17 protein-coding genes are annotated in these 23562 nt (G+C 63.9%); 9 read left to right on the top strand and 8 right to left on the bottom strand.

Annotated elements, in window-relative coordinates; genetic code table 11:
• Positions 1 to 14: 14 nt before the first annotated feature.
• From RFM40_RS18530 to RFM40_RS18505, 6 genes are all read right to left on the bottom strand, one after another.
• The gene (locus RFM40_RS18530) at positions 15 to 1022 is read right to left on the bottom strand and encodes an NAD-dependent epimerase/dehydratase family protein (protein WP_320226835.1); all 1008 of its coding nucleotides are present in this window, start codon (positions 1020 to 1022) and stop codon (positions 15 to 17) included.
• Positions 1019 to 1453 (bottom strand): EamA family transporter, encoded by a 435-nt coding sequence (locus RFM40_RS18525; RefSeq protein WP_320226834.1) that lies wholly within the window; start codon positions 1451 to 1453, stop codon positions 1019 to 1021. The genes RFM40_RS18530 and RFM40_RS18525 overlap by 4 nt, the downstream gene beginning before the upstream one ends.
• Before the next feature lie 123 nt (positions 1454 to 1576).
• Positions 1577 to 2929, bottom strand: coding sequence for an FAD-binding oxidoreductase (locus RFM40_RS18520; RefSeq protein WP_320226833.1), 1353 nt, complete (start codon positions 2927 to 2929; stop codon positions 1577 to 1579).
• Positions 2930 to 2931: 2 nt separating this feature from the next.
• Complete coding sequence (locus RFM40_RS18515; protein WP_320226832.1) at positions 2932 to 4371, bottom strand: UbiA family prenyltransferase; 1440 nt, start codon at positions 4369 to 4371, stop codon at positions 2932 to 2934.
• A 199-nt stretch (positions 4372 to 4570) separates the two neighbouring features.
• On the bottom strand, positions 4571 to 4834 hold the full coding sequence (locus RFM40_RS18510; protein WP_059187066.1) for a hypothetical protein: 264 nt from the start codon (positions 4832 to 4834) through the stop codon (positions 4571 to 4573).
• Between the two features lie 486 nt (positions 4835 to 5320).
• A complete protein-coding gene (locus RFM40_RS18505; RefSeq protein ID WP_320229925.1) occupies positions 5321 to 7810 on the bottom strand; it encodes a mechanosensitive ion channel family protein in 2490 nt (829 codons plus the stop codon).
• Between the two features lie 206 nt (positions 7811 to 8016).
• Here RFM40_RS18505 and RFM40_RS18500 point away from each other — a divergent pair, with 206 nt between their 5' ends.
• From RFM40_RS18500 to RFM40_RS18480, 5 genes are all read left to right on the top strand, one after another.
• Positions 8017 to 9276 carry a sarcosine oxidase subunit beta gene (locus tag RFM40_RS18500; RefSeq protein WP_320229924.1) on the top strand — a complete coding sequence of 420 codons (1260 nt, stop codon included), beginning with the start codon at positions 8017 to 8019 and terminating at the stop codon, positions 9274 to 9276.
• A gap of 13 nt (positions 9277 to 9289) precedes the next feature.
• On the top strand, positions 9290 to 9583 hold the full coding sequence (locus RFM40_RS18495) for a sarcosine oxidase subunit delta (RefSeq protein WP_320229923.1): 294 nt from the start codon (positions 9290 to 9292) through the stop codon (positions 9581 to 9583).
• The gene (locus RFM40_RS18490; protein ID WP_320229922.1) at positions 9580 to 12573 is read left to right on the top strand and encodes a sarcosine oxidase subunit alpha; all 2994 of its coding nucleotides are present in this window, start codon (positions 9580 to 9582) and stop codon (positions 12571 to 12573) included. The genes RFM40_RS18495 and RFM40_RS18490 overlap by 4 nt, the downstream gene beginning before the upstream one ends.
• Positions 12566 to 13153, top strand: a complete 588-nt coding sequence (locus RFM40_RS18485) for a sarcosine oxidase subunit gamma (protein ID WP_320229921.1) — start codon at positions 12566 to 12568, stop codon at positions 13151 to 13153. The genes RFM40_RS18490 and RFM40_RS18485 overlap by 8 nt, the downstream gene beginning before the upstream one ends.
• A 224-nt stretch (positions 13154 to 13377) precedes the next feature.
• Positions 13378 to 14796, top strand: coding sequence for an MFS transporter (locus RFM40_RS18480; protein WP_320277972.1), 1419 nt, complete (start codon positions 13378 to 13380; stop codon positions 14794 to 14796).
• 71 nt (positions 14797 to 14867) lie between these two features.
• On the opposite strand, the gene RFM40_RS18475 is transcribed toward RFM40_RS18480, so the two are convergent.
• Entirely contained in the window at positions 14868 to 15704 is an 837-nt protein-coding gene (locus RFM40_RS18475) for an arylamine N-acetyltransferase family protein (protein ID WP_320229919.1), read from the bottom strand.
• A 61-nt stretch (positions 15705 to 15765) separates the two neighbouring features.
• Positions 15766 to 16470 (bottom strand): nitroreductase, encoded by a 705-nt coding sequence (locus RFM40_RS18470; protein WP_320277971.1) that lies wholly within the window; start codon positions 16468 to 16470, stop codon positions 15766 to 15768.
• A gap of 251 nt (positions 16471 to 16721) precedes the next feature.
• On the opposite strand from RFM40_RS18470, the gene RFM40_RS18465 reads away from it, so the two are divergent.
• The 4 genes from RFM40_RS18465 to RFM40_RS18450 all read left to right on the top strand — a co-directional run bounded on the left by RFM40_RS18465 (position 16722) and on the right by RFM40_RS18450 (position 23486).
• The gene (locus RFM40_RS18465; protein ID WP_320277970.1) at positions 16722 to 17309 is read left to right on the top strand and encodes a helix-turn-helix domain-containing protein; all 588 of its coding nucleotides are present in this window, start codon (positions 16722 to 16724) and stop codon (positions 17307 to 17309) included.
• 98 nt (positions 17310 to 17407) lie between these two features.
• Complete coding sequence (locus tag RFM40_RS18460) at positions 17408 to 19861, top strand: GcvT family protein (RefSeq protein ID WP_320277969.1); 2454 nt, start codon at positions 17408 to 17410, stop codon at positions 19859 to 19861.
• Positions 19861 to 21042 (top strand): pyridoxal phosphate-dependent aminotransferase, encoded by a 1182-nt coding sequence (locus RFM40_RS18455; protein WP_320277968.1) that lies wholly within the window; start codon positions 19861 to 19863, stop codon positions 21040 to 21042. The genes RFM40_RS18460 and RFM40_RS18455 overlap by 1 nt, the downstream gene beginning before the upstream one ends.
• Positions 21039 to 23486, top strand: a complete 2448-nt coding sequence (locus RFM40_RS18450) for a GcvT family protein (protein ID WP_320277967.1) — start codon at positions 21039 to 21041, stop codon at positions 23484 to 23486. Before RFM40_RS18455 ends, RFM40_RS18450 begins: the two co-directional genes overlap by 4 nt.
• Positions 23487 to 23562 lie beyond the last annotated feature (76 nt).

Below are 23562 nucleotides of genomic sequence, written 5' to 3'. Positions count from 1 at the left end.
CCCCTTCGTCGCCTTTATTCGGCAGGCACATGTTCGGTGGCGACGGCGTGGCCGTCCTTCTTGGCGCGGTATTCGCTGTAGGCGGCGATCAGCATGTCCTCGTCGCGGTATTGCGGCACCCAGCCGAGCTGACGCTCGGCCTTGGACACGTCGAGCACGCACTCTTCATCGGCGATCAGATACTGCTCCGGATCCATGATCGGCATGTTGAAGAGGTCGAGCAGGTCGAGCGTGCGCTTGACCGCCCAGCCCGGAGTCGGCAGCAGGATCGACTTAGAGCCGGCATGCTTGATCAGGTCCCCGAGCAGTTTTCTCACCGGCGGCGGATTGAGCGAACCGAGATTATAGGCTTCGTTCGGCACGCCGGCCTTCCAGGCCGCGCGGGCGGCTTCCGCACAGTCGAAGACCGAGATGAACTGGTATGGATTCCTGCCCGAGCCGATCATTGGCACCGGCAAATTCCAGTCGATCAGCTTGAAGAGCTTTTCCAGGATGCCGAGGCGGCCGGGGCCGATGATCAGGCGCGGCCGGAACAGCGAGATCGACATGCCGCGCCTGCGCCAATCGGCGGCGAGCTCCTCGGTCCTGAGCTTCGACAGACCGTATTCGCCGAGCGGCGCGACAGGATGATCCTCGGTCATCGGCAGCACCACCGTGTGGCCGTAGATCATGTCGGTCGTGTAGTGGACCAGCTTTGAGGCGCCGGCCTTGTCCATCGCCTGGATGATGTGCTCGGTGCCGTGGAAATTCACCGGGAAGAAGAAGTCGTGCCGCTTGGCGCGGACCTGGATCGGCGACAGCATCTTGGCCGACAAATTGTACACCATGTCGTCGGCCTTGAGCCCGACCGCCGCGACCGACGCCGGATTGGTGACGTCGCAAGTGATGAAGCGCACCGAACGATAGTGCGGCAGGTCGCTCTTGACGATGTCGGCGACGACGACGTTCTCGCCGTCGGCGGCGAGCTTGGGCGCAAGATGACGACCGACGAAACCGTCGCCGCCGAAAATCACATGTCTCATCGAAGGATCTCGCTTGTGCCGACCTTGTCGGAGGTGATGGAAGCGGTGTGGTCCTCATGCCCTCGCCCACTTTGCGCGATCAGAATTGTACCGACGCAGATGCAGGCGATGCCGGCGATGCGCCAGCCGTTGAGGTCCTCGCGGAAGACGAAATAGGCAAAGACGGCGACAGCGACATAGGCGAGGCTGAGGAACGGATAGGCGAAGCTGAGCTCGACCTTCGACAGCACGTAGAGATGCGAGGCCATCGAGATGACGAAGGTGCACAGCCCGAGGAAAACCCACGGGCTGAAGACGATCTGCAGCAGCTTGACGAGCGGATTGACGCCGTCGAACGAGATCGGTCCCAGCGACATCATGCCTTGCTTCAGCATGAGCTGCGCAGCGGCATTGGTCATGACCGTGAAGAGAATGAAGACGATGTATTTCATTGTTGCCACCCCGCCCCTGAGCGGTCCTACTACAAACCTGCAAATATTTCGTGAAATCACATGTCTATTTCCGATAAACCTCGATATTAACGCTTAATTTACCAAGATTTACTCGAATTTTATCTATTCCGCTGCCTCCGCGATATCGCGCCTCACACCCAGTTTTTTCGCTGTCCGCGCCCAGAAACTCGACATGAAGGCGGGATCGCGAAGCGCCTCCAGCCGCTGCCATTGCGGGAAGGATGCCGCGAAGGTTTCGGCACCCATGCGCGCGTCCTTGTAGGGGTTGACGGCCCCGCCGGCCTCGACCGTGATGTGGTCGAGTTCGGCGAGCAGCTTCAATGTCCTTTCCCCACTGTTGGGGAAATCGAGCGTCAGCGTGTAGCCCGGCCGCGGGAACGACAGCAGCGCCGGCGAACGGACGTCGCCAAATCGCTTCAGCACCGTGAGAAACGAGCCCTGCCCGGCCCGCCGCGCCACTTCGAGCAGTGCCGGAACGGTGCGGCGCGCGTCAGCCTCGGGAACCACGCTCTGGTGCTGGAAGAGCCCATGCGGGCCATAGAGCCGGTTCCAGTCGCGAACGCCGTCGAGCGGAAAGAAGAAGCCCTGGTAGCCCGCATGACGCGCATCGGACGAGCGGCCCTTCTTCCACCGATAGGCAGCGTTGAAGACGGTCAGGAACGGGCGGTTGAGCACGTTGAAGGGTGGCTGCACGGCCACCGAAAGCCGGCCGCCCGCCTGCAAGGCGGCATGCGAGCCGTGCTCGGCGTGGTTGCCGGTGAACAAAAGGCCCCGGCCTCGCGCGTGGCCGCCCGCAAGCTGATCGATCCAGGCAACGGCATATTCGTTAGCCTGGTCGGCTGCGCCGGCAAGATCGAAGAACTCGCCGAGATCGCGGAACCGCGTCACTTTTTCGACGATGTCGAGCGAGGGCACGCGCATCAGCCGGATCGATGCCGACAGGATCAGCCCGGTCAGCCCCATGCCGCCGATCGTCGCGTGGAACAGACGCACGTTCTCCGCATCGGAGCAGCGATAGGTGCGGCCGTCGGACCGCAGCAGCGTGAACGCCTCGACATGACAGCCGAATGTGCCGCGCCGATGATGGTTCTTGCCGTGGACATCGTTGGCGATGGCGCCGCCGAGCGTCACGAACTGCGTGCCTGGAACCACGGCCGGAAAGAAGCCGTAGGGAGCGGAGTGCGCAATGATGTCGCAAAGCAGCACCCCGGCATCGGCCTCGATCACGCCGGTCTCGGCGTTGAACGAACGGATACGGTTGAGCGGCCGCATGTCGACCACCGTGCCGGCGTCGTTCTGGCAGCTGTCGCCATAGGAGCGGCCATTGCCGTAGCCGATGAGCGAGTCCAGCTTGCACGCGCCGCTCTTCAGCAGCGCAATGGCCTCGTCGGCCGGGATCGCCCGGCGTGCCGGCGGCGTCGCCAGCCCGAAGCTGCCGAAGCGTTCGCTGCCCATCCTCACCAGCCCCAGCCCCCGGCAACGAGAAGCGCCGAGCCGATGGCAACGACGATCTGGCTTCGCCAGTCGCGGATGATGAAGACGACCGGATCGTCATGCATTTCGTCGCGGCGGGCGAGGATCCAGACGCGCATGGTCAGGTAAAGCACGATCGGCGCCAAAGGCCACATCACCCACGGATGCGGATAGAGCTCGCGCACCGCGACGCTGTCCATGTAAAGTGCCAGCACCAGGGCCGAGGAGAAGGCCGAGGCCATGCCCGCCTGGGCGACGATCTCCTGGTCTTCGGTGCGGTAACCGCGTCCGGCGATGCGCTCGCCGGCCGGGATGGTGGTCGTGCGCAATTCGACGAAGCGCTTCACCAGCGCCAGCGACAGGAAGAAGAAGATCGAGAAGGCGAGCAGCCAGAAGGAAACGTCGACGCCGGTGGCCGCCGCACCTGCCAGCACTCGGATCGTGTAGAGGCCGGCGAGCGTCAGCACGTCGATCAGCAACATGCGCTTGAAAGACAGCGAATAGGCCGTGGTGACGATCATGTAGCCGCAAAGCACGCCGAGGAACTCGATCGGCAGCAGGCAGCCGATGGCGATGCCGATCGCGAGCAGCACAAGGATGGCGCCGAGGCCGAACGGGATCGACAGCGCACCGCTGGCAAAGGGCCTGTCGCGCTTGGTCGGATGCTTGCGGTCGAGCGCAAGGTCGAAGAAGTCGTTGACGATGTAGATGGCGGAGGCCACGGCGCTGAAGGAAACGAACGCCAGAGCGCACTGCCAGATCATATTGACGTTGAAATACTCATGCGACAGCACCATCGGCACCGCGATCAGCGAATTCTTCAGCCACTGATGGACCCTCAGCATCTTGACGTAGGTCTTGAGCGTCGGCTTCGGCGCCGGCATGGTCTCGGCGCCGTGCGCCGCCTGCCAGCGTTGGGCGCTGCGGTCCGGCGCCACCACGATGGCGTTGCGCGCTGCGTCGAACACCTTGAGATCGTGGCGGCTGTTGCCCGCATAGTCGAAGCCGGCATCGCCATAAGCCGCGACCAGCGACGCCCGCTTTCTGCCCGAGGTCAGATTGTGCGGCCCGTCCGTTGCTAGCACGCGGTCGAAGATGCCGAGATAGACGGCGATCGTCTCGGCGAATTTGCGCGGCGTACCGGTCGCCAGCACGATCTTGCGGCCGTCCTCATGCTCGGCGCGAAGCCGCTCCAGCAATTCAATCCGGTAGGGCAGCGAGGCCGGATCGATGTCGATGCGCCGGGCGATTTCCTGCTTGAGCCGCGCCGGGCCGCCGGTCAGCCAGAGCGGAACCAAAAAAAGATAGAGCGGGTTCTTCTTGAGCAGAACGAACAGGCCTTCCCACAGAAGATCCGTTGCAATCAGCGTGCCATCGAGATCGACCGCAAGCGGAATTGCGTTCCTGTCCGACCGCGCGTCCATTGCCCTGCCCTGCTCACCCCACGCCGTATTTCGGCGTCTTCGCAATGGATATAACGGGGGATGACGGAGCGAACGTTAAAACGCCCGGTTGCAGCGCGCTGTGCTGGGGTATTTCCGGTGTTATCGTTAAGCAGCGGCTGTCGGAAACGATAAAAGGCCGGACATTCGCCCGGCCTTTGCCGATCATGTCTGAGGGTTTTTACTTGATCCGGGCAACGCCGCCCGAGATTTCGACCGTTTCGGAGCCGGTCAGCGCTTCGAGGTCACCATTGGGCAGGGTGACGAAGCAGCCATTCGGGCAGAACTCCACCGTCTCGCCGGCGGCCAGCGCCAGCTCGGTCTTGCCGCCGCCTTCGGTCACGATCAACGTCCGCGTCTGGGCGTCCTTGTTGACCGCGCTGGCGGCAAAAGCCGAACCGCCCAGGGCCAGAAAAGCGATGGCGGCAACGACAGACTTCCACATTGCAATATCCGGTGTTTCCACACCGCCTCTGTTCAATTTCGCAAGGCATTCTCGCCCTTTGCGTGAGAGCTTATATGAGATGCAAGCTGAACCGCAACTGAATGCCGCATTCATGCCACAATTGGTTTCGGCAGCCGTTCATTTGAGCGAGGTTCACCGTTCGTTTCCGTGAAATCGGCGCAAACGCCGGGGATTAGCAGAAACCTCCCAACCTCGTCATCCCAGGGCGAGGCAGGAGCGAAGCTCCGTCGCGGAGACCCTGGGATCCACGCCATGACCTCGATCGAAGGGTGCAGCGGAGCAGAATTCTGCACCGTTGTACCGCTCATATGTAACGGAATGGATCCTTGGGTCTGCGCGGTACGCTTCCCGCTCCGCCCGAGGATGACGATCGCGATGGGTGTTTCGGCCAATCTCCGACGCATGGGCGCCGCCAACCGAAACATTTCCGACCGGGCCAAAATTCCCGTGCTGGTGAGCCTAGCCTCAGCCCGGATCGGGCTTGCGGCCCCTCCGCTTCATCTTCGCGAGCCGTGCCTGCTCGGCTGCGGCCTCCGCCTCCAGCCGCTCGCGCTCGGCAAATTCCGCCTCGATCTTGTCGTCGTCGATCGGCCACGATACGTGCTTCTTCGTCTCGACAACGGCGCGTGGCGTCGACGGGATTTCGATGTGCTCGTCCTCGAAGATATCGAAGATCGCGAAGCGGACGTCGTTTTGGACTATGCTGCCGTTCATCACATCAGCCACGAATACCCGTATCTCGAATTCGAGCGCCGCTGGCCCGAAACTGGCGAAGAGCACGAAGGGCTCGGGGTTCTTGAGCACCATCGGATGGGCCCGGGCAATGTCGAGCAGAAGGGCATGAACGCGCTTGACGTCGCTGCCATAGGCGACGCCGACCTTGATGTCGACGCGGCCGAGCTTATTGCGATGCGTCCAGTTGCCGACCGCGTTGTTGATGAGGTTCGAGTTGGGCAGGATCACCGACTGCCGCTGGAACGTCTCGATCTCCGTCGCGCGCACGCTGATCTTTCTGACCGTGCCGCTGATGTCGCCGGCGACGATCCAGTCGCCGACCTTGAACGGGCGCTCGGCAAGCAGGATCAGGCCTGAGACGAAGTTCGAGACCACGTTCTGCAGGCCGAAGCCGATACCCAGCGAAAGCGCGCCGGCGACCAGCGCCAGATTGGAAAGATCGATGCCCGCCGCCGATATGCCGACCAGTGCCGCGAGCGCGACGCCGGCATAGCCCACCGCCAGCCGGATCGAGTTGCGCACGCCGGTGTCGACCTTGCCGCGCGCCATGACCGAGCCGTCGAGCCAGCCCTGGAACCAGCGCGTCAGGAAATAGCCGATGAAGAAGACGACGATGCCGGTGAGGATGCCGAGGAACGAGATCGTGACGGAGCCGATCGTGACGCCCGTCGCCAGCTTGTAGGCCCAGGCCTCGATGTCGCCGGGCTGGAAGCCCCACATCAAAAGGATCAGCGGCAGGAACACCAGCACGATCATCAGGTTGATGGCGATGCTGACTACCAGGCCGAGTTGGTCGAGCGCGGTGTCCTCATAGCTGGAATTGGCCGACAGCCAGCGCCCGACCGAAGTGTCGGCGAAGCCGCCCTCCTCGCCGATCGCCCGCGCCGACAGGAAGCCGATATAGGCGGTGACCAGGGTGGTGCCGGTGACCACGACCTGGATCGAGACAAAAAGCGCAAGACCGATATAGCCAAGCAGCGCCGCTGCGATGGTGAACAGGCCGAGCCCGATGGCAATCAGGCGAAGCCATGCCGGCCACGGTCGCCACGAGCCATCTTGCGCTTTGAAAGGCCTCAGCACTCCCATCAGGATCAGGATGACGCCGACGATGACGGTAGCGACGAAGCTTCGCGCGATCGTCAGCGACAGCGGCGAACCCATCTTCTCGTTGACGACCGACAGAAAGTAATTGAAGCCGAGAACCACGGCCATGGCCGTGGTCAGCCGCACCAGCCAGCGCGCCGGACCGGTCTCCACCGGAATAAGCCGCCAGTTCGGCAGCCGCGGCTCGAGTGCCGCATTGGTCAGCCGGTTGACGCAGAACACCACCGCGATGACTGCGAGCAGCGCGTTGAGGAATTCGCCGATGTCGCCGCGCAGCACGTTGTAATAGTTGAAGAAGAACACAGTCGAGGCGAGGAACGCGCCGAGCGCCACGGTCGGCAGCAACGTCGACCAGAACGCCACCGAAAGCCGGCTGAGGTAGGACGGCTCTTCGACCGAAGGATCGGCCTCGAAGATGCGGCCGAACAGGCGCCTGCCGCCGATCAGCAGCACCGCCGCGAGCGCCAGCGCCATCAGCGTCGCCGCAAGCATGGCTTGGAACTTGAACTTCAACGCGAAGCTGAGCCAGGACGCCACCGCTTTGTAGAGGCCGGTGAACTGCTCGTGCGCATCGGAAAAGGCCTGCGGGCTCAGCGCATCGGTCAATTCATAGCGTTTCGTCAGAACGCTGCGGAAAAGCTCGCTGCGCATGGTGGCGATCTTGTCGACCAGCCCGCTGATGCGGATCGACAGGTTCTGCGCGCTGGCCACCACCGCATTGATCTCGGCCTTCTCGGCCGAGAGCGCTGCGCGCTCGTTGGCGACGACCGCGGGCTCCGGCGGCTGGCCTTGCGCCGGCGGCGGCCCCAACACCTCGATGCGACTGTTGATGTCGTTGAGGCGCGAGCGGAACGCGAGCGCGCTGTTCAGCGCCGCCCGCGAAATATCCTCGAGCTGCAAGCGGATATCGACAAGGCCGGCATCGTCCTGGTCGGGGGCGCTTATTTTCGTCTCCAGGCCGTCGGTCTTCGCCGTCAGGTCCTGGATAGCCTTGGTCTGGTCGGCGATGAGCTGCGCGGAGCCCTGGCCGATCGCCTGCGCCATCGCGCCGGACGACGGCTGCGCCGCGGCGACGACAATGGCGACCAGGATCAGGCGTAGCAGTCGGAAAATCATGACGTGACGGGCGACTCGCGGCCGAAAAATCTTCGAAAATTCTGCCCTTGATAAAGACCGCCATACCGGGCGGCAAGCCGTCTCCGTCCGCGGACCGATGCCGAGGATCGGAGTCGGCCTGTCGAAAAGCGATGGCGTAATCTTGGCTTTGCGCTTCCCGCCTGCTCTATAGTCTGCCGCCTCGCACCAAAAGGACGACAGGAAGAATGGCGGAATATTCAGCCTTTTCGCTGCTCAAGAACGCTCTGACCGGCAACCAGGATTGGAAGCCGGCCTGGCGCAAGCCGGATCCCAAGGCGTCCTATGACGTGATCGTCATCGGCGGCGGTGGCCACGGGCTCTCGACCGCCTATTACCTCGCCAGGGAACACGGCATCACCAATGTCGCGGTGCTGGAAAAAGGCTGGCTGGGTTCAGGCAATGTCGGCCGCAACACCACGGCAGTGCGCTCCAACTATCTCCTGCCGCAGAACACCCGCTTCTACGAGCATTCGATGAAGCTGTGGGAGAACCTGTCGCACGACCTCAACTACAACGTCATGTTCTCGCAGCGCGGCTGCCTCAACCTCGCGCACACACCTGCCCAGCTCGACGATTACGCCCGGCGCGGCAACGCCATGCGCCATCTCGGCGTCGATGCGGAACTGATGAGTGTCGACCAGATCAAGCGGCTTGTTCCGGCGCTGGACGTCTCGGGTTCGGCGCGCTTTCCCGTCCTCGGCGGACTGATGCAGCCGCGCGCCGGCACCGCCCGCCACGACGCGGTCGCCTGGGGCTATGCGCGCGGCGCCGACCGGCGCGGCGTCGACATCATCGAGAATTGCGAGGTCACCGGCTTCCTGCGCGACGGCGACAAGGTCATTGGCGTGACGACGACACGCGGCGAGATCCGCGCCAAGAAGGTAGCGCTTGCGGTTGCCGGCAGCACCGGCAGCGTTATGCAGCTGGCTGGCATTTCGCATATGCCGATCGAAAGCCACGTGCTGCAGGCCTTCGTCACGGAATCGCTGAAGCCGATCGTCGACACCGTTCTCACCTTCGGCATGGGACACTTCTACATCTCGCAGTCCGACAAGGGCGGCCTTGTCTATGGCGGCGATCTGGACGGCTACAACAGCTACGCCCAACGCGGCAGCCTGCCGGTCGTCGACGAGGTGATGAGCGAGATGCTGGCGCTGTTCCCGGGTCTGGCGCGCGTGCGCATGCTGCGCTCCTGGGGCGGGCTTTGCGACATGACGATGGACGGGTCGCCGATCATCACCACCGGACCGCTGCCCGGCATGTATCTCAATTGCGGCTGGTGCTATGGCGGCTTCAAGGCCACCCCGGCGTCCGGCTGGTGCTTCGCCTGGACCATCGCCAAGGACGAGCCGCACGAGTTCAACGCGCCTTTCACGCTCGATCGTTTTTATCGTGGCGTTGTCATCGACGACAAAGGCCAGGGCGCGACGCCTCGGCTGCACTAGGGTTGAAATCAAGATGCTGATCACTTGTCCCTATTGCGGCCCACGCGACGTCATCGAATTCACTTATCAGGGCGACGGCAACCGCGAGCGGCCGCAGGCCGCCTCGCAGGATCTCGACGCCTGGAACGCCTATGTTTACGACCGGCTGAACCCGGCCGGCGATCACAATGAGATCTGGCAGCATTCTGGCGGCTGCCGCGCGCATCTCAGGGTCGTGCGCAACACCATCACGCATGAAATCTCAAGCACCGCCTTCGCCCGTGGCGGACACAAATCCGCCGGCCACAAGACGGAGGGCCGCTCGTGAGCCCGCGCCGGACAGAGACCGGCGGCCGCATCGACCGGCTGCGCACCATCCGCTTCACCTTCGACGGCGCACCCTATACCGGCCATGCCGGCGACACGCTCGCATCGGCGCTGCTCGCCAATGGCGTGACGCTGTTCGGCCGCTCATTCAAATACCACCGTCCGCGCGGCCTGCTTGCCGCCGGCGTCGAGGAACCGAACGCGCTGGTGACGGTGCTGCGCGGCGACGTGCGCGAGCCGAACATCCCCGCCACCATGGTCGAGATCTATGACGGCCTCGTCGCCGTCAGCCAAAACCGCTCGCCCTCGCTCGCCTGGGATATCGGCGCGCTCAACCAGCTCGGCGGCAAGATCCTGTCGGCCGGCTTCTACTACAAGACCTTCATGGGGCCGGTGATCGGCCCGCTGAAGGGCACGCGCTTTTGGATGTTCTGCGAGCAATTCATCCGCCGCGCCGCCGGGCTCGGCAAGGCGGGCACCGCGCCTGACACCTCACGCTACGAGCGCATGAACGCCTTTTGCGACGTGCTGGTGGTCGGTTCTGGCCCGGCCGGGCTGATGGCGGCGAAGGCCGCAGCAGACCAGGGCGCCCGCGTCATCCTGGCCGACCTCGAAGCGAATTTCGGCGGCTCGGCCAACTGGTCGCGTGAAACCATCGATGGCGCGCCGGCCGCCGACTGGGCGGGGCGCATCGTCGGCCAGCTCGAAGGCAATGACAATGTCCGCTTGCTGCCGCGCACGACGGTCTGGGGCTATTACGACGGCAACATGCTCGCCGCGCTCGAACGCGTAACCGACCACAAGGAGGTGGCGGCCAAGGGCGAGCCGCGCCAGCGCTATTGGGCGATCCGCGCCAAGACCGTGGTTCTCGCCACCGGTTCCTTCGAGCGACCGCTGGTATTTCCCGGCAACGACTGTCCGGGTGTCATGCTGGCGCATGCGGCCGAACGCTACGCCAATGAATATGGCGTGCTGCCCGGCCAGCGGATCGCGCTGTTCACCAACAATGACAGCGCCTATCGCTCAGCCGTCGCCCTGAAGAAGGCAGGTGCCGCTGTCGTCGCCATCGTCGATGTCCGCAGCGACGTGTCGAACGAGATGCGCAGACTGGCCAGCGAAGCCGAGGCCGAGCTGCTTGCCGGCCATGCCGTGATCGCCACCGAAGGCGGCAAGGCGCTCACCGGCCTCAAGGTGCAGCGCTTCGATGTGATGAGCGGCGCGCTCAGCGGCGATGAGCGCAGCATTCATGCCGATTGTCTGCTGATGTCGGGCGGCTGGTCGCCGACCATCCATCTCGCCAGCCAGGCCGGGGCGAAAGCTGAGTGGGATCCGGGCAGGCAGGCCTTCCTGCCGCCGCGGCCGACGCAGCGCTGGATCGGTGCCGGCGCCTTCACCGGCTCCTTCTCGACCGCGGAAGCCATCGCCGAGGGCCGCGCGGCCGGCCTTGAGGCCGCCGGCGAAAGTGCATCCTCCGCCCCCCTGCCCGTTGTGGAAGCGGCCCCCGGCGATCCCGATCCGGCGCCGGTCTTCGAGATCAAGGCCAAGGGCAAGAGCTTTGTCGACTTCCAGCACGACGTGACCGCCGAGGACGTGCGGCTCGCGCACCGCGAGGGCTTCGTCTCGGTCGAGCATCTGAAGCGCTACACCACCCTCGGCATGGCGACCGACCAGGGCAAGAATTCCAACGTGCCGGGCCTCGCCATTATGGCCGAAGCGCTCGGCAAGCCGATCTCCGAAGTTGGCACGACGCGCTTCCGCCCGCCCTACACTGCGGTATCGATCGGCTCGCTGGCGGCCGAACGCTTTGGCGATTTGAAGCCCGAGCGGCTGACGCCGATGCATGACTGGCACCTCGACAATGGCGCGACCATGTATTCGGCCGGCCTGTGGTATCGCCCGATGATCTACGGCCTTGCCGGCGAGACGGTCGAGCAGGCCTATGTCCGCGAGGCCAAGGCGACGCGCGAGAGCGCCGGCATTGTCGATGTCTCGACGCTCGGCAAGATTGCGGTACAAGGGCCGGATGCGGCGGAATTCCTCGACCGCGTCTACACCAACATGTTTTCGACTTTAGCCGTCGGCAAGGCCCGCTACGGCCTGATGCTGCGCGAGGACGGCCTTGCCTTCGACGACGGCACCACCTGGCGGCTCGGCGAGCAGGACTTCCTGATGACCACCACCACCGCCAATGCCGGCAAGGTGATGCAGCATCTCGAATATTTCCTCGATGTCATCTGGCCCGGGTTGAAGGTCACCGTCACCTCCGTCACCGACGAATGGGCGGGTGCGGCGATCGGCGGACCGAAAGCCAGGACAATCCTCGCTTCTTGCGTCACCGGCACCGCCGTCGACAATGCGACCCTCCCCTTCATGGGCATCGTCCATGGTGAGATCGCCGGCGTGCCGGTGATGATCTGCCGCCTGTCTTTCTCCGGCGAGATGGCCTTCGAGGTCTACTCCGGCGCCGGCTACGGCACGCGGGTGTGGGAAGCTCTCATCGAGGCAGGCAAGCCGTTCGGCCTGGTCACCTACGGCCTCGAAGCGCTAGGTACCATGCGCATCGAGAAGGGCCACGTCACCGGCGCCGAGATCGACGGCCGCACCACCGCTCGCGACCTGCATCTCGACTGGATGCTGTCGAAGAAGAAGCCCTTCATCGGCTCAGCCATGATGGACCGCGAAGGCCTGATCGCTCCCGACCGGCTGGAGTTGGTCGGGGTGATTGCGCTCGACAACCGGGCGCTGAACGGTGGCGGACATATCGTCGAGGAGCTGGATGAAGCCAATCCGCACGATTCGATCGGCCATATCACCGCCTGCTGCTATTCGCCGGCGCTCGGCAAATATATCGCGCTGGCCCTGGTCAAGGATGGCAAGGTGCGCCACGGCACGCGCGCCTTCGTCTCCGACCCCCTGCGCAACCGGTTCGGGCCGATCGAAATCGTCTCCAACCATTTCTACGATCCGGACGGGAGCCGCATGCATGGTTGATCGTCAATCGCCGCTTGAGCCAGACTACCATACGGGCTCGCACGGCAATTTCGAACATGGCGTCGACGTCATCCTGTCCGAGACGCGGCCAGGCTCGATCCTGCAACTCGCGGCCTGGCCGGGCGAAGAGAAAAAGCTGATCGACGCCATCCGCAAGGTCACAGGGCTCGCCCTGCCCGACGGCGCTGGCGGCGGAATAACCAACGGCGGTCGCGCCGCTTTTGGCTTCGCGCCCGGAAAATTCACCGTGGTCGACGAGGCCGAAGGCCTGGCTCAGGCCTTCGCCGGCGTGATCACGCCGGCGATCGGCACGATCACCGATCTCTCGCATGGCCGCACCGCGATGCGAATCGCCGGGCCGAAAGCGGAGTGGGTGCTGGCGAAATTCTTCGCCATCGACTTCGCCTTGCCGGCTTTCCCGCTCGGTGCCGGCCGCTCGACCAACCATCACGATGTCTTTGCCCAGATCCAGCGCAGCGGCGCCGATCAGTTCGACATCTATGTGTTCCGCTCCTTCGCGCGCTCGTTCTGGAAGGCCTTGTGCCACGCCAGCGAGGAAGTCGGTTACGAAGTGCACTAACGCTATTCCAGCAACGCTGCGCAGCGGTTTTCCGTCCGGAATTGGGTCAAGAGAAGGAGGGCCAGGGATTTGGCCCGGCCTGTGTCTGGCACTATCGACGACCACAACTGCTGCTTGAGCCTTGGGCTAGCGGCGACGATAGATAAGGAATCACGGGCTCTTGTCGGAGCCTGCTCAGGCAACCAGTTCGACCATACCCTTCCATGACTGCAGAGACTTCGGCGATGGCCACGACCCGCTTTGCTCCGGCGGGCGAGCCGTCGATGCTGTTGCCGGCAACCGTCGCCTGCGGCGTGTTCATGACCAGCCTCGACCAGAATGTCGTGGTGACCGCGCTGCCCGGGATCGGCGAAAGCCTCGATCGCCCGCCTGGCCAACTCGGCCTTTTGATCACCGTCTATGTCGCCAGCCTCATCGTCACGATGCCGCTGGGGGGCTGGCTGGCCGATCGCTTCGGGCTGCGCAACGTCTATTGCTTTGCCTTGTTGGTTTTTGCCAGCGCCTCGGCGCTCTGCGGTCTGTCGGAAAACATGTGGATGCTGGTCGCCTCGCGCGCGCTGCAGGGTTTTGGCGGCGCACTGATGGGCACGCTCGGTCAGGTCGTGATCCTGTCGAGTTTCCCGCGCGACCGCACGCTCAAGATCAACATGTACATCTCGCTCGCCGGCCAGTCCGGGCCGCTGGTTGGGCCGCTCGTCGGCGGCGCGCTCGCCACTTACGTTTCCTGGCGCTGGATCTTCTACATCAACATACCGATCGCGCTGACCGCCACGCTGCTCGCGGCCTCGCTGTTCCCCACGACCACCAAGCCGGTCCGCACGCCTTTCGACGTTCCGGGCTTCCTGCTCGTCGGCAGCGGCATGGCGCTGCTCGTCTTCGGTATGGACTCGCTCGCCGCGAAGGATGCAGCGGCCGCCCGCATCGCCATGGAACTCGTCCTAGCGATGGCCATCCTCACCGTCGCGGCCTTCTATTGCCTGCGCGCCCGCAATCCTCTGCTCGACCTCAATCTCTTACGCATCCGCACCTTCCGCATCAGCTTCCTGACCGGCGGGCTCGACACGATCGGCCTGAGTTCGGTGGTTTTCCTTTTGCCGCTGATGTTCCAGCTCGGCTTCGGCATGAGCGCGGTGCAGGCCGGATCGCTGACCTTTGTCGCCGCGATCGGGTCGCTGCTGATGCGTTTCTTCATGCCGCGCCTCCTCAACCGCTTCGGCTTCAAGCGCGTTCTGGTCGTCAACACGCCGATCGCCGCCTTGCTGGTCGCCGGCTTCGCGTTGATGCAGGAAAGCACGCCCGCCTGGATCGTGCTCACCTACATCTTCGTCTTCGGCCTCTTCCGCTCCGTGCAGTGGGCCTCGACCGGCAATCTCGCCTATTCGGACATCGCACCGGAGCAGCTCGCGCGCTTCAGCGCGCTTTATTACATCCTGTGGCAGCTGGCGGTGGCGATCAGCGTCGGCCTGGCGGCGGCGCTGCTGTCGCTGCTTGCCGGCGGTGACCAGGCCAGCGTCAACGACTACCGCATTCTGTTTGTCGTCGAAGGCCTGATCACGCTTTGCGCGCTGTTGGCCTATCTCAGGCTCACACCGCGGGACGGCGCGCATGTCAGCGGCCATGGCCAGCCGCTCTCTACCGAATAGTCGTCACGAAAGCGGGCGACGCCGGCGGACGTGCAAACCGACACGCCAGCCGCGCCTCGTTGCCACAGCAACTACATGCCCGCGACCTCGATCTGATCGGCCTGCTTGTCGCCGAAGAGAAAATCGTGGCGCGCAACTACTTTGGGCCAGAGCCGCCGAACCTCCACATCGCGAATGCCAAAAACCCTGTCGAGGGCTTCAGCGAGTTCGTCTGGTGAGTCCACCAAACGCTTCGAAACCCCATCAGTCGATTTGACCCGCAGAACGCGGCCGGTAAGGCAAGTGACGGCCTCAAGGGCCATGATTTGGCAAATGAGATTCTGCACGAAGGTCGATTCAGGCGCTTTCTGCAACGCGGCGCATCTTGCCGCGAGCAAGGGCTCGTCGGCGTATTCATCCCTGAAATCGAAAGTCGGCGGATACCCAAAGGAATGGCTGTGAAAACGCCAGTAGCCATCGCCCGTTTTCGCCAACCTGAACGTCAATGGACCTTGTCGATACGTGCCGGCCATCAAGGGTATCGGCTCGCGAATGCCGTCGCCAAGCCCTTGGTCGACAAGATAGGTTTGGTTGAGCCGGACCAGCAAAATGAGATGGTTTCCCAAGGCGGTATCCCCGCGCTGATCCCGCAGGACGCCAGCCGAGGCACGCATGACATCGAATCCTATTTCCGACAGTGCCCATCCGAGCAGGGCGTTGAGCTCATAGCACCAGCCGCCTCTTCGCCTGACGACGACTTTTTCGAAGATTCTTTCAATATCCCCGTCGACGGGGACTCCAAGCTGCACATCGATATTCTCATAGGGAATGCTCAGGACCTGACGAAGATGGATTTGTCGCAGACATTCCAGCGTCGGCCCGACCGGACCTTGATAGCCGATGCGATCCAGATAGGCCCGAAGCAGCATTGGTTCCCCGCCATCGCGGGTATCAATAGCACAGGCGGCGCATTGTCCGCCACGATCGGACTTATCCGCTGAACGTCACCCAGTCTTCGAGTGGGGCGCGGTCGGTGCGGAATTCATTCTCGGGCTTCGAGTTGTCCTCGTAGCCAAGCGCCATGCCGCAGACGACGACCTCCTCGTCGGGAATGTTGAGCACCGGGCGGATCTGCCGGTGGTACGGCGCGAACGCCGCTTGCGGGCAGGTATGCAGCCCCCTGCCCCGCGCCGCGACCATGATGTTCTGCAGGAACATGCCGTAGTCGATCCACGATCCCTTGTTGAGCCGCCGGTCGACCGTGAAGATCATGCCGACCGGCGCGTCGAAGAAGACGAAGTTGCGGTCGTGCTGCGCGCGCATCTTGTCGACTTCGCGCCGGCCGATGCCGATCGCGCCGTAGAGGCCGAAACCGTTGGCGCGACGCCGGCTGAGATAGGGCTCGAAGAACTGGTCGGGATAGTAGCGGTACTCGTCCCATTCCGCCTTCTCGGCGCGGATGCCGGAATTGAGGATGGCGTCGCTGATGCGCTGCTTCACCTCGCCCTTGGTCACATAGACCCGCCAAGGCTGCATGTTGGTGCCCGACGGCGCCCGCGCCGCAACCGTCAGGATGGCGCGGATCGTCTCATCGTCGACCATGTCGGGCAAAAAGGCGCGCACGGACCGGCGCGAAATGATCGCCTCGTCGACGATCGCCGCATCCTCGGCGATCCGGCTATTCTTCTCCAGCATGGGCCGTCCCTTCACGCATGGCCGGAACCAGCAACCGGTTTCCGAAACGACCATCCGCAGACACTAATAACTAACTGGTCCCCGACCTGACGTCCCCACTCGCCGTTCGTCGGCGAGCCTTTGCATCAACCGCCAAAATCGTGCAAGCAAATCTTCTTGGTTCATGAAAATCCACTTGATTTTTTCATGAGCTTGCTGTCTCATGAAATTTATTCGGTTTTTTTCACGCCAGATTTCTGACGGAGAGACGATTGGCTTCGACCGCTGTCAGACCGGAGCAGGATAATGGCGAGCGGCTGCTGGCCGGTGACATCCGTGCGCTGCGCAAGGCGCGCGGTCTGACGCTCGCGGAGATCGCGCTGAAGCTCGGCCGCTCTGTCGGCTGGGTCAGCCAGGTCGAGCGCGGCCTGTCGGTTCCTTCGCTCGGCGACCTGCGGGCCTTCGCCGAACTCTTCGGCGTGCCGGTCAGCCTGTTCTTCAGCCATGACGTGCCAGTCGAGAAGGAACGCGGCGTGGTTGTGCGCGCCGGCAGCCGCCGCTCGCTTGGCACAAGCGAATCCGGCCTGGTGGAGGAGCTTCTGTCGCCCGACCTCGGCGGTAGCTTCGAGATGCTGCGCTCGGTCTTCGCGCCGGGCGCAGAGCTGATGACCGAAGCGCGCCGTCCGACCGAGGAAGCGGGCTACGTAGCGTCGGGCGTTTTCGAGATCGAGATCGGCGGCGTCTGGCACCGACTCGGTGAAGGCGACAGCTTTCGTTTCGAAGGCAAGCCGTTTCGCTGGCGCAATCCTGGCGCCGAGCCGGCAGTCGTCATCTGGGTGGTTTCGCCGCCGGTATATTGAACAATGCATGTCACCCAAAATGCGAAGCGGGTTTGGGATAACGACATGCATCAAAACAAAAATCGAAGCGCGAAGCGCTGAGACTTTGGAGGAGAAACATGGCCGGTTTGCCGACCACGGCACGCGTGGTGATCATCGGAGGCGGTGTCGTCGGCGCCTCCTCTCTCTACCACCTCTGCAAGGCGGGCTGGACCGACAGCGTGCTCTTGGAAAAGAACGAGCTGACCTCCGGCTCGACCTGGCATGCCGCCGGCAACGTGCCGACCTTCTCCTCGTCATGGTCGCTGATGAACATGCAGCGCTATTCGACCGAGCTCTACCGGGGCCTCGCCGAAGCGGTCGACTATCCGATGAACTACCACGTCACCGGCTCGCTGAGATTGGCCCACACCAAGGAGCGCATGCAGGAGTTCCAGCGCGCCAAGGGCATGGGCCGCTACCAGGGCATGGATATCGATGTCGTCGGTCTCGACGAGATCAAGCGCCGCTATCCTTTCATTGAGACGCATGAGCTGAAAGGCGCCCTCTACGATCCGAGCGACGGCGACATCGATCCGGCACAGTTGACCCAGGCGCTCGCCAAGGGCGCGCGCGACATGGGCGCGAAAATCATCCGCTTCTGCCCGGTCACCGGCGTTCGCCGCGAGAATGGCGAATGGGTGGTTGCGACGCCGCAAGGTGAGATCCGTTGCGAGATCGTCGTCAACGCCGCCGGCTACCGCGCTGCCGAGGTTGGAAAAATGTTCGGCCGCGAAGTACCGATGATGGTGATGAGCCATCAATACATATTGTTCGAGGAAATCCCCGAGCTCGCCGCGTGGACCAAGAAACAGGGCAAGAAACTGCCGCTGCTGCGCGACGTCGACACGTCCTATTACCTGCGCCAGGAAAAGACCGGCATGAATCTCGGCCCCTATGAGCGCAACTGCCGCGCGCATTGGGCGACCCACAACGATCCGATGCCGGAGGACTTTTCCTTCCAGCTGTTCCCTGACGACCTCGACCGGCTGGAGCATTACCTGGCCGATGCGGTCGCCCGTGTGCCGATCCTGGGAACCGCCGGCCTGTCGAAAGTCATCAACGGGCCGATCCCTTATGCGCCGGACGGCAACCCGCTGATCGGGCCGATGCCTGGGATGCCCAATGCCTTCGAGGCTTGCGTCTTCACCTTCGGCATCGCGCAAGGGGGCGGCGCCGGCAAGGTGCTCGCCGAATGGGTGACCGAGGGCCAGACCGAATGGGACATGTGGTCCTGCGATCCGCGCCGCTTCACTTCCTTCGCATCCGCGCCGGATTATTGCGTCGCCAAGGGCATGGAGATCTACGGCAACGAATACGCCATCCAGTTCCCGCGCCACGCCTGGCCGGCCGGACGCGACCGCAAGCACTCGCCGCTGCACGATCGCATCAAGGCGCTAGGCGGCCAGTTCGACGCCTATAACGGCTGGGAGCGTGCCACCTGGTACGCGACGCCCGACGACGACATTTCCGAGGAAGCGACACTCACCTTCCGCCGCGACGGGCCGTGGCAACACCGCGTGCGCGAGGAGTGCCTGGCCGTGCGCGATGCCGCCGGTATCCTCGACCTGCCCGGCTTCTCGCGCTTCAACCTCGAAGGTCCGGGCGCCGCCGAATGGCTGGCGCTGCAGGTCACCGGCCTGGTGCCGAAGCCCGGCCGCATCGGCCTCGTCTATTTCGCCGACGACAAGGGCCGCATCGTCACCGAGATGTCGGTCGTGCGTCACAGCGAGGACCTGATGACGCTGATCACCGCGGCGGTCGCGCAATGGCACGATTTCGAATGGCTGAAGTCGCGCATGCCGGCCAATGCTGCCTTCACCGTGACCGACCGCACGGAGGAATATTCAACGCAAATCCTCGCCGGCCCGAACTCGCGCGCTATCCTTGCCGAGGTCTGCGATGCGGATCTCTCGCTGCCTTGGCTGACGCATCAGGAAACGACCATTGCCGGGCGCTGGGCGAAGCTGGTGCGCGTCTCCTTCGCCGGCGAGCTTGGCTGGGAAATCCACACCAAGGTCGCCGATACTTCGACGGTCTTCGACGCCGTCTGGGCGGCGGGACAGAAGCATGGCCTGAAACCCTTCGGCATGTATGCGCTGGATTCGCTGCGGCTGGAGAAGGGCTACCGCGCCTGGAAAGGCGACCTGTCGACCGACTATTCGATCCTGCAGGGCGGATTGGAGCGCTTCGTCAAATGGGACAAGCCAGATTTCCGTGGCAAGGCAGCACTGCTCAATGAAAAGCAGCAGGGCGTGAAGAAGCGCTTCGTCACGCTCGTCGTCGAGAACCCCGGCGACTGCGATGCGCCCTATATGTCGACGCTCTGGCACGACGGGAAAATCGTCGGCGAGACGACTTCGGGCGGCTGGGGCCATCGCATCGGCAAATCGATCGCGCTCGGCATGTTGCGTTCTGACCTGACCGAGCCCGGAACGGCGGTCGAGGTCGAGATCTTCGGTGACCGCTTCAAGGCGGTGGTGCAGAAGGACGAGCCGCTCTGGGATCCGAAGAATGAAAGGTTGAGAGCCTGATGCCGAAACCATCAAAGCGCATTACCGGCATCGTGCCTTCAGGCAAGGATGGCTGGGAAGTCCACTTCGCCGCCTGGACCCGCAGGGCCGCGGGCGAGGACATCACCGTGCTCTCGGTCGGCGACCATGATTTCGACACGCCTTCGCAAACGATCGAGGCCTGCGTCAACGCCGTCCGCGGCAGCAATCATCACTACACGCCGCTTCCCGGCCTGCCGCGACTGCGCAAGGCCATGGCGGCGGCCGCCACTGCTTGCACGGGCATCCTGACGGAACCGGACGAGATCATCGCCACGTCAGGCGGCCAGGCGGCGCTCTATGCCGCAGTGCAGGGCGTGCTCGACCCCGGCGATCACGCCATCGTCGTCGCGCCCTATTACGCCACCTACCCCAACACGTTCAGCGCCGCTGGCGCCAGCTTCACCGTTGTCGAGACGCCGGCCGAAGACGGCTTCCAGCCGCGCGCCGACATGATCCGCGCGGCGCTCAAGCCCAACACGCGCGCCATCCTGATCAACACGCCGAACAACCCGACGGGTGCCGTCTATTCGCGCGAACGGCTCGAACAGCTGGCCGAGATCTGCAAGGAGCACGATCTCTGGCTGCTGTCGGACGAGGTCTACTGGACGCTCGGCGGCGGCGAGCACATCTCGCCGCGCTCGCTGCCCGGCATGGCCGAGCGTACGCTGGTCATCAACTCGATGTCGAAGAGTCACGGCATGACCGGCTGGCGCATGGGCTGGCTGACCGGCCCGAAGGCGATGATCGCGCTGATGACCGACCTCAACCTGGTGACCACCTACGGCCTGCCGGCCTTCATCTCGATCGCCTGCGCCGAAGCGCTGGAAAACCACTATGGCGTAAAAGAAATCGCCGAGCGCTACGCCGCGCGACGCACCGTCTTCCTCGATGCCATACGCGGCGCGAACGAGGTCACCGTACGCGGCTCCGAAGGCGGTATGTATGTCATGCTCGATGTCTCGGCCGTCGAGCCCGACGACGAAAAATTCGCCTGGGCGCTGCTCGACAAGGAAAAGGTCGGCGTCATGCCCGGCTCAAGCTTCGGCGAAGCCGCCGCCGGCCATATCCGCATCAGCCTCTGCCAGCCCGAGCCTATCCTTAAGGAAGCAGCACTTCGCGTGCGCCGCTTCGCTTCCAACTATCGCCGCGAGGCCGCATGACCAAGACCATCCCCACCAAAGCCCGCGCGGTCATCATCGGCGGCGGCGTCTCCGGCTGCTCGGTCGCCTATCACTTGGCCAAGCTCGGCTGGACCGACATCGTGCTGCTCGAGCGCAAGCAACTCACCTCAGGCACCACCTGGCACGCCGCCGGCCTGATCGGCCAGTTGCGCGGCTCGCAGAACATGACGCGGCTGGCGAAATATTCGGCCGACCTCTACGTCAAGCTCGAAGCCGAGACCGACGTCGGCACCGGCATGCGCCAGGTCGGCTCGATCACCGTGGCGCTGACCGAGGAGCGCAAGCACGAGATCTACCGGCAGGCCTCGCTGGCCCGCGCCTTCGACGTCGACGTGCGCGAGATTTCGCCGAGCGAAGTCAAGGAGATGTATCCGCATCTCAATGTATCGGACGTGGTCGGCGCCGTGCACCTGCCGCTCGACGGACAGTGCGATCCCGCCAACATCGCCATGGCGCTTGCCAAGGGCGCGCGCCAGCGCGGTGCGAGCGTCATCGAAAACGTCAAAGTCACCAAGGTCCACACCAGGAACGGCCGTGTCAGCGGCGTCTCCTGGGCGCAGGGCGAGCACCAGGGCACGATCGAAACCGATATCGTCGTCAACTGCGCCGGTATGTGGGCGCGCGAGCTTGGGCGCCAGAACGGCGTCACCATTCCGCTGCACGCCTGCGAGCATTTCTATCTCGTCACCGAGCCGATCCCAGGGCTTGCCCGCCTGCCGGTGCTGCGCGTGCCCGACGAGTGCGCCTACTACAAGGAGGACGCCGGCAAGATGATGCTGGGCGCCTTCGAGCCGGTGGCAAAACCCTGGGGCATGGACGGCATCCGCGAGGATTTCTGCTTCGACCAGTTGCCCGAGGACATGGACCATTTCGAGCCGATCCTCGAAATGGGCGTCAACCGCATGCCGATGCTGGGCACCGCCGGCATCCATACCTTCTTCAACGGCCCCGAGAGTTTCACGCCCGACGACCGCTATTATCTCGGCGAGGCGCCGGAACTCTCCGGCTACTGGATGGCGACCGGCTACAATTCGATCGGCATCGTTTCATCCGGCGGCGCCGGCATGGCGCTGGCACAGTGGATCAACGACGGCGAGGCGCCCTTCGACCTTTGGGAAGTCGACATCCGCCGCGCCCAGCCCTTCCAGAAGAACCGCCGGTATCTGAAAGAGCGTGTCTCGGAAACGCTCGGCCTGCTCTATGCCGACCACTTCCCCTATCGCCAGATGGCGACCTCGCGCGGCGTGCGCCGCTCGCCTTTGCATGAGCATCTGAAAGCGCGCGGCGCCGTCTTCGGCGAGGTGGCGGGCTGGGAGCGCGCCAACTGGTTCGCCCGCGAAGGCCAGGAGCGCGAATACCGCTATTCCTGGAAGCGGCAGAACTGGTTCGACAACCAGCGCGAGGAGCACCTCGCGGTGCGCAACGGCGTCGGCCTGTTCGACATGACCTCCTTCGGCAAGATCCGCGTCGAGGGCCGTGATGCTCAGCAGTTCCTGCAGCGGCTCTGCGCCAACGACATGGACGTCGCGCCGGGAAGGATCGTCTACACGCAGATGCTCAATGCCAAGGGCGGCATCGAGAGCGACCTCACGGTAACGCGTCTGTCCGAGACGGCCTATTTCCTCGTCGTGCCCGGCGCCACCTTGCAGCGCGACCTCGCCTGGCTGAGGCGGCATGTCGCCGACGAGTTCGTTGTCATCACCGACGTGACCGCGGCCGAAGCCGTCATCTGCCTGATGGGTCCGGATGCGCGAAAACTGATCCAGAAGGTGAGCCCGAACGACTTCTCCAACGAGGCCAATCCGTTCGGCACCTTCCAGCAGATCGAGATCGGCATGGGTCTCGCCCGCGCCCACCGCGTCACCTATGTCGGCGAGCTCGGCTGGGAGCTCTATGTCTCGACCGAGCAGGCGGCGCATGTCTTCGAGGCGATCACTGAACGCGGCGCCGATGTCGGCCTGAAGCTCTGCGGCCTGCACACGCTGGATTCCTGCCGTATCGAAAAGGCCTTCCGCCATTTCGGCCACGACATCACCGACGAGGACAATGTGCTGGAGGCCGGCCTCGGCTTCGCGGTGAAGACGAGCAAAGCTAACTTCATCGGCCGCGACGCGGTGCTGCGGAAAAAGGAAGCCGGCCTGTCACGCCGGCTGGTGCAGGTCCGCCTGAAAGACCCGCAGCCCCTGCTCTTCCACAACGAGGCGATCCTGCGCGACGGCAAGATCGTCGGGCCGATCACCTCCGGCAATTACGGCCACCATCTCGGCGGCGCGACCGGTCTCGGCTATGTGCCGTGCGCGGGCGAGAGCGAGGCGGAGGTGCTTGGCTCATCCTACGAGGTCGAGATCGCCGGCGAGCGTTTTGCCGCGGAAGCATCGCTGAAGCCGATGTATGATCCGAAGGCGGAGAGGGTGAGGATGTAGCGCAGTTCTCCCCTTCTCCCCTTTGTTTGGACCGGGGACATCGCGAACAGGTGTGCGAGGACATCGCGAACAGTTT

The organism is Mesorhizobium captivum, from assembly GCF_033977165.1.
Classification (GTDB): Bacteria; Pseudomonadota; Alphaproteobacteria; order Rhizobiales; family Rhizobiaceae; genus Mesorhizobium; species Mesorhizobium captivum.
The sequence above is the reverse complement of the archived record's forward strand: the minus strand, read 5'-3'. Positions and strand labels throughout refer to the sequence as shown.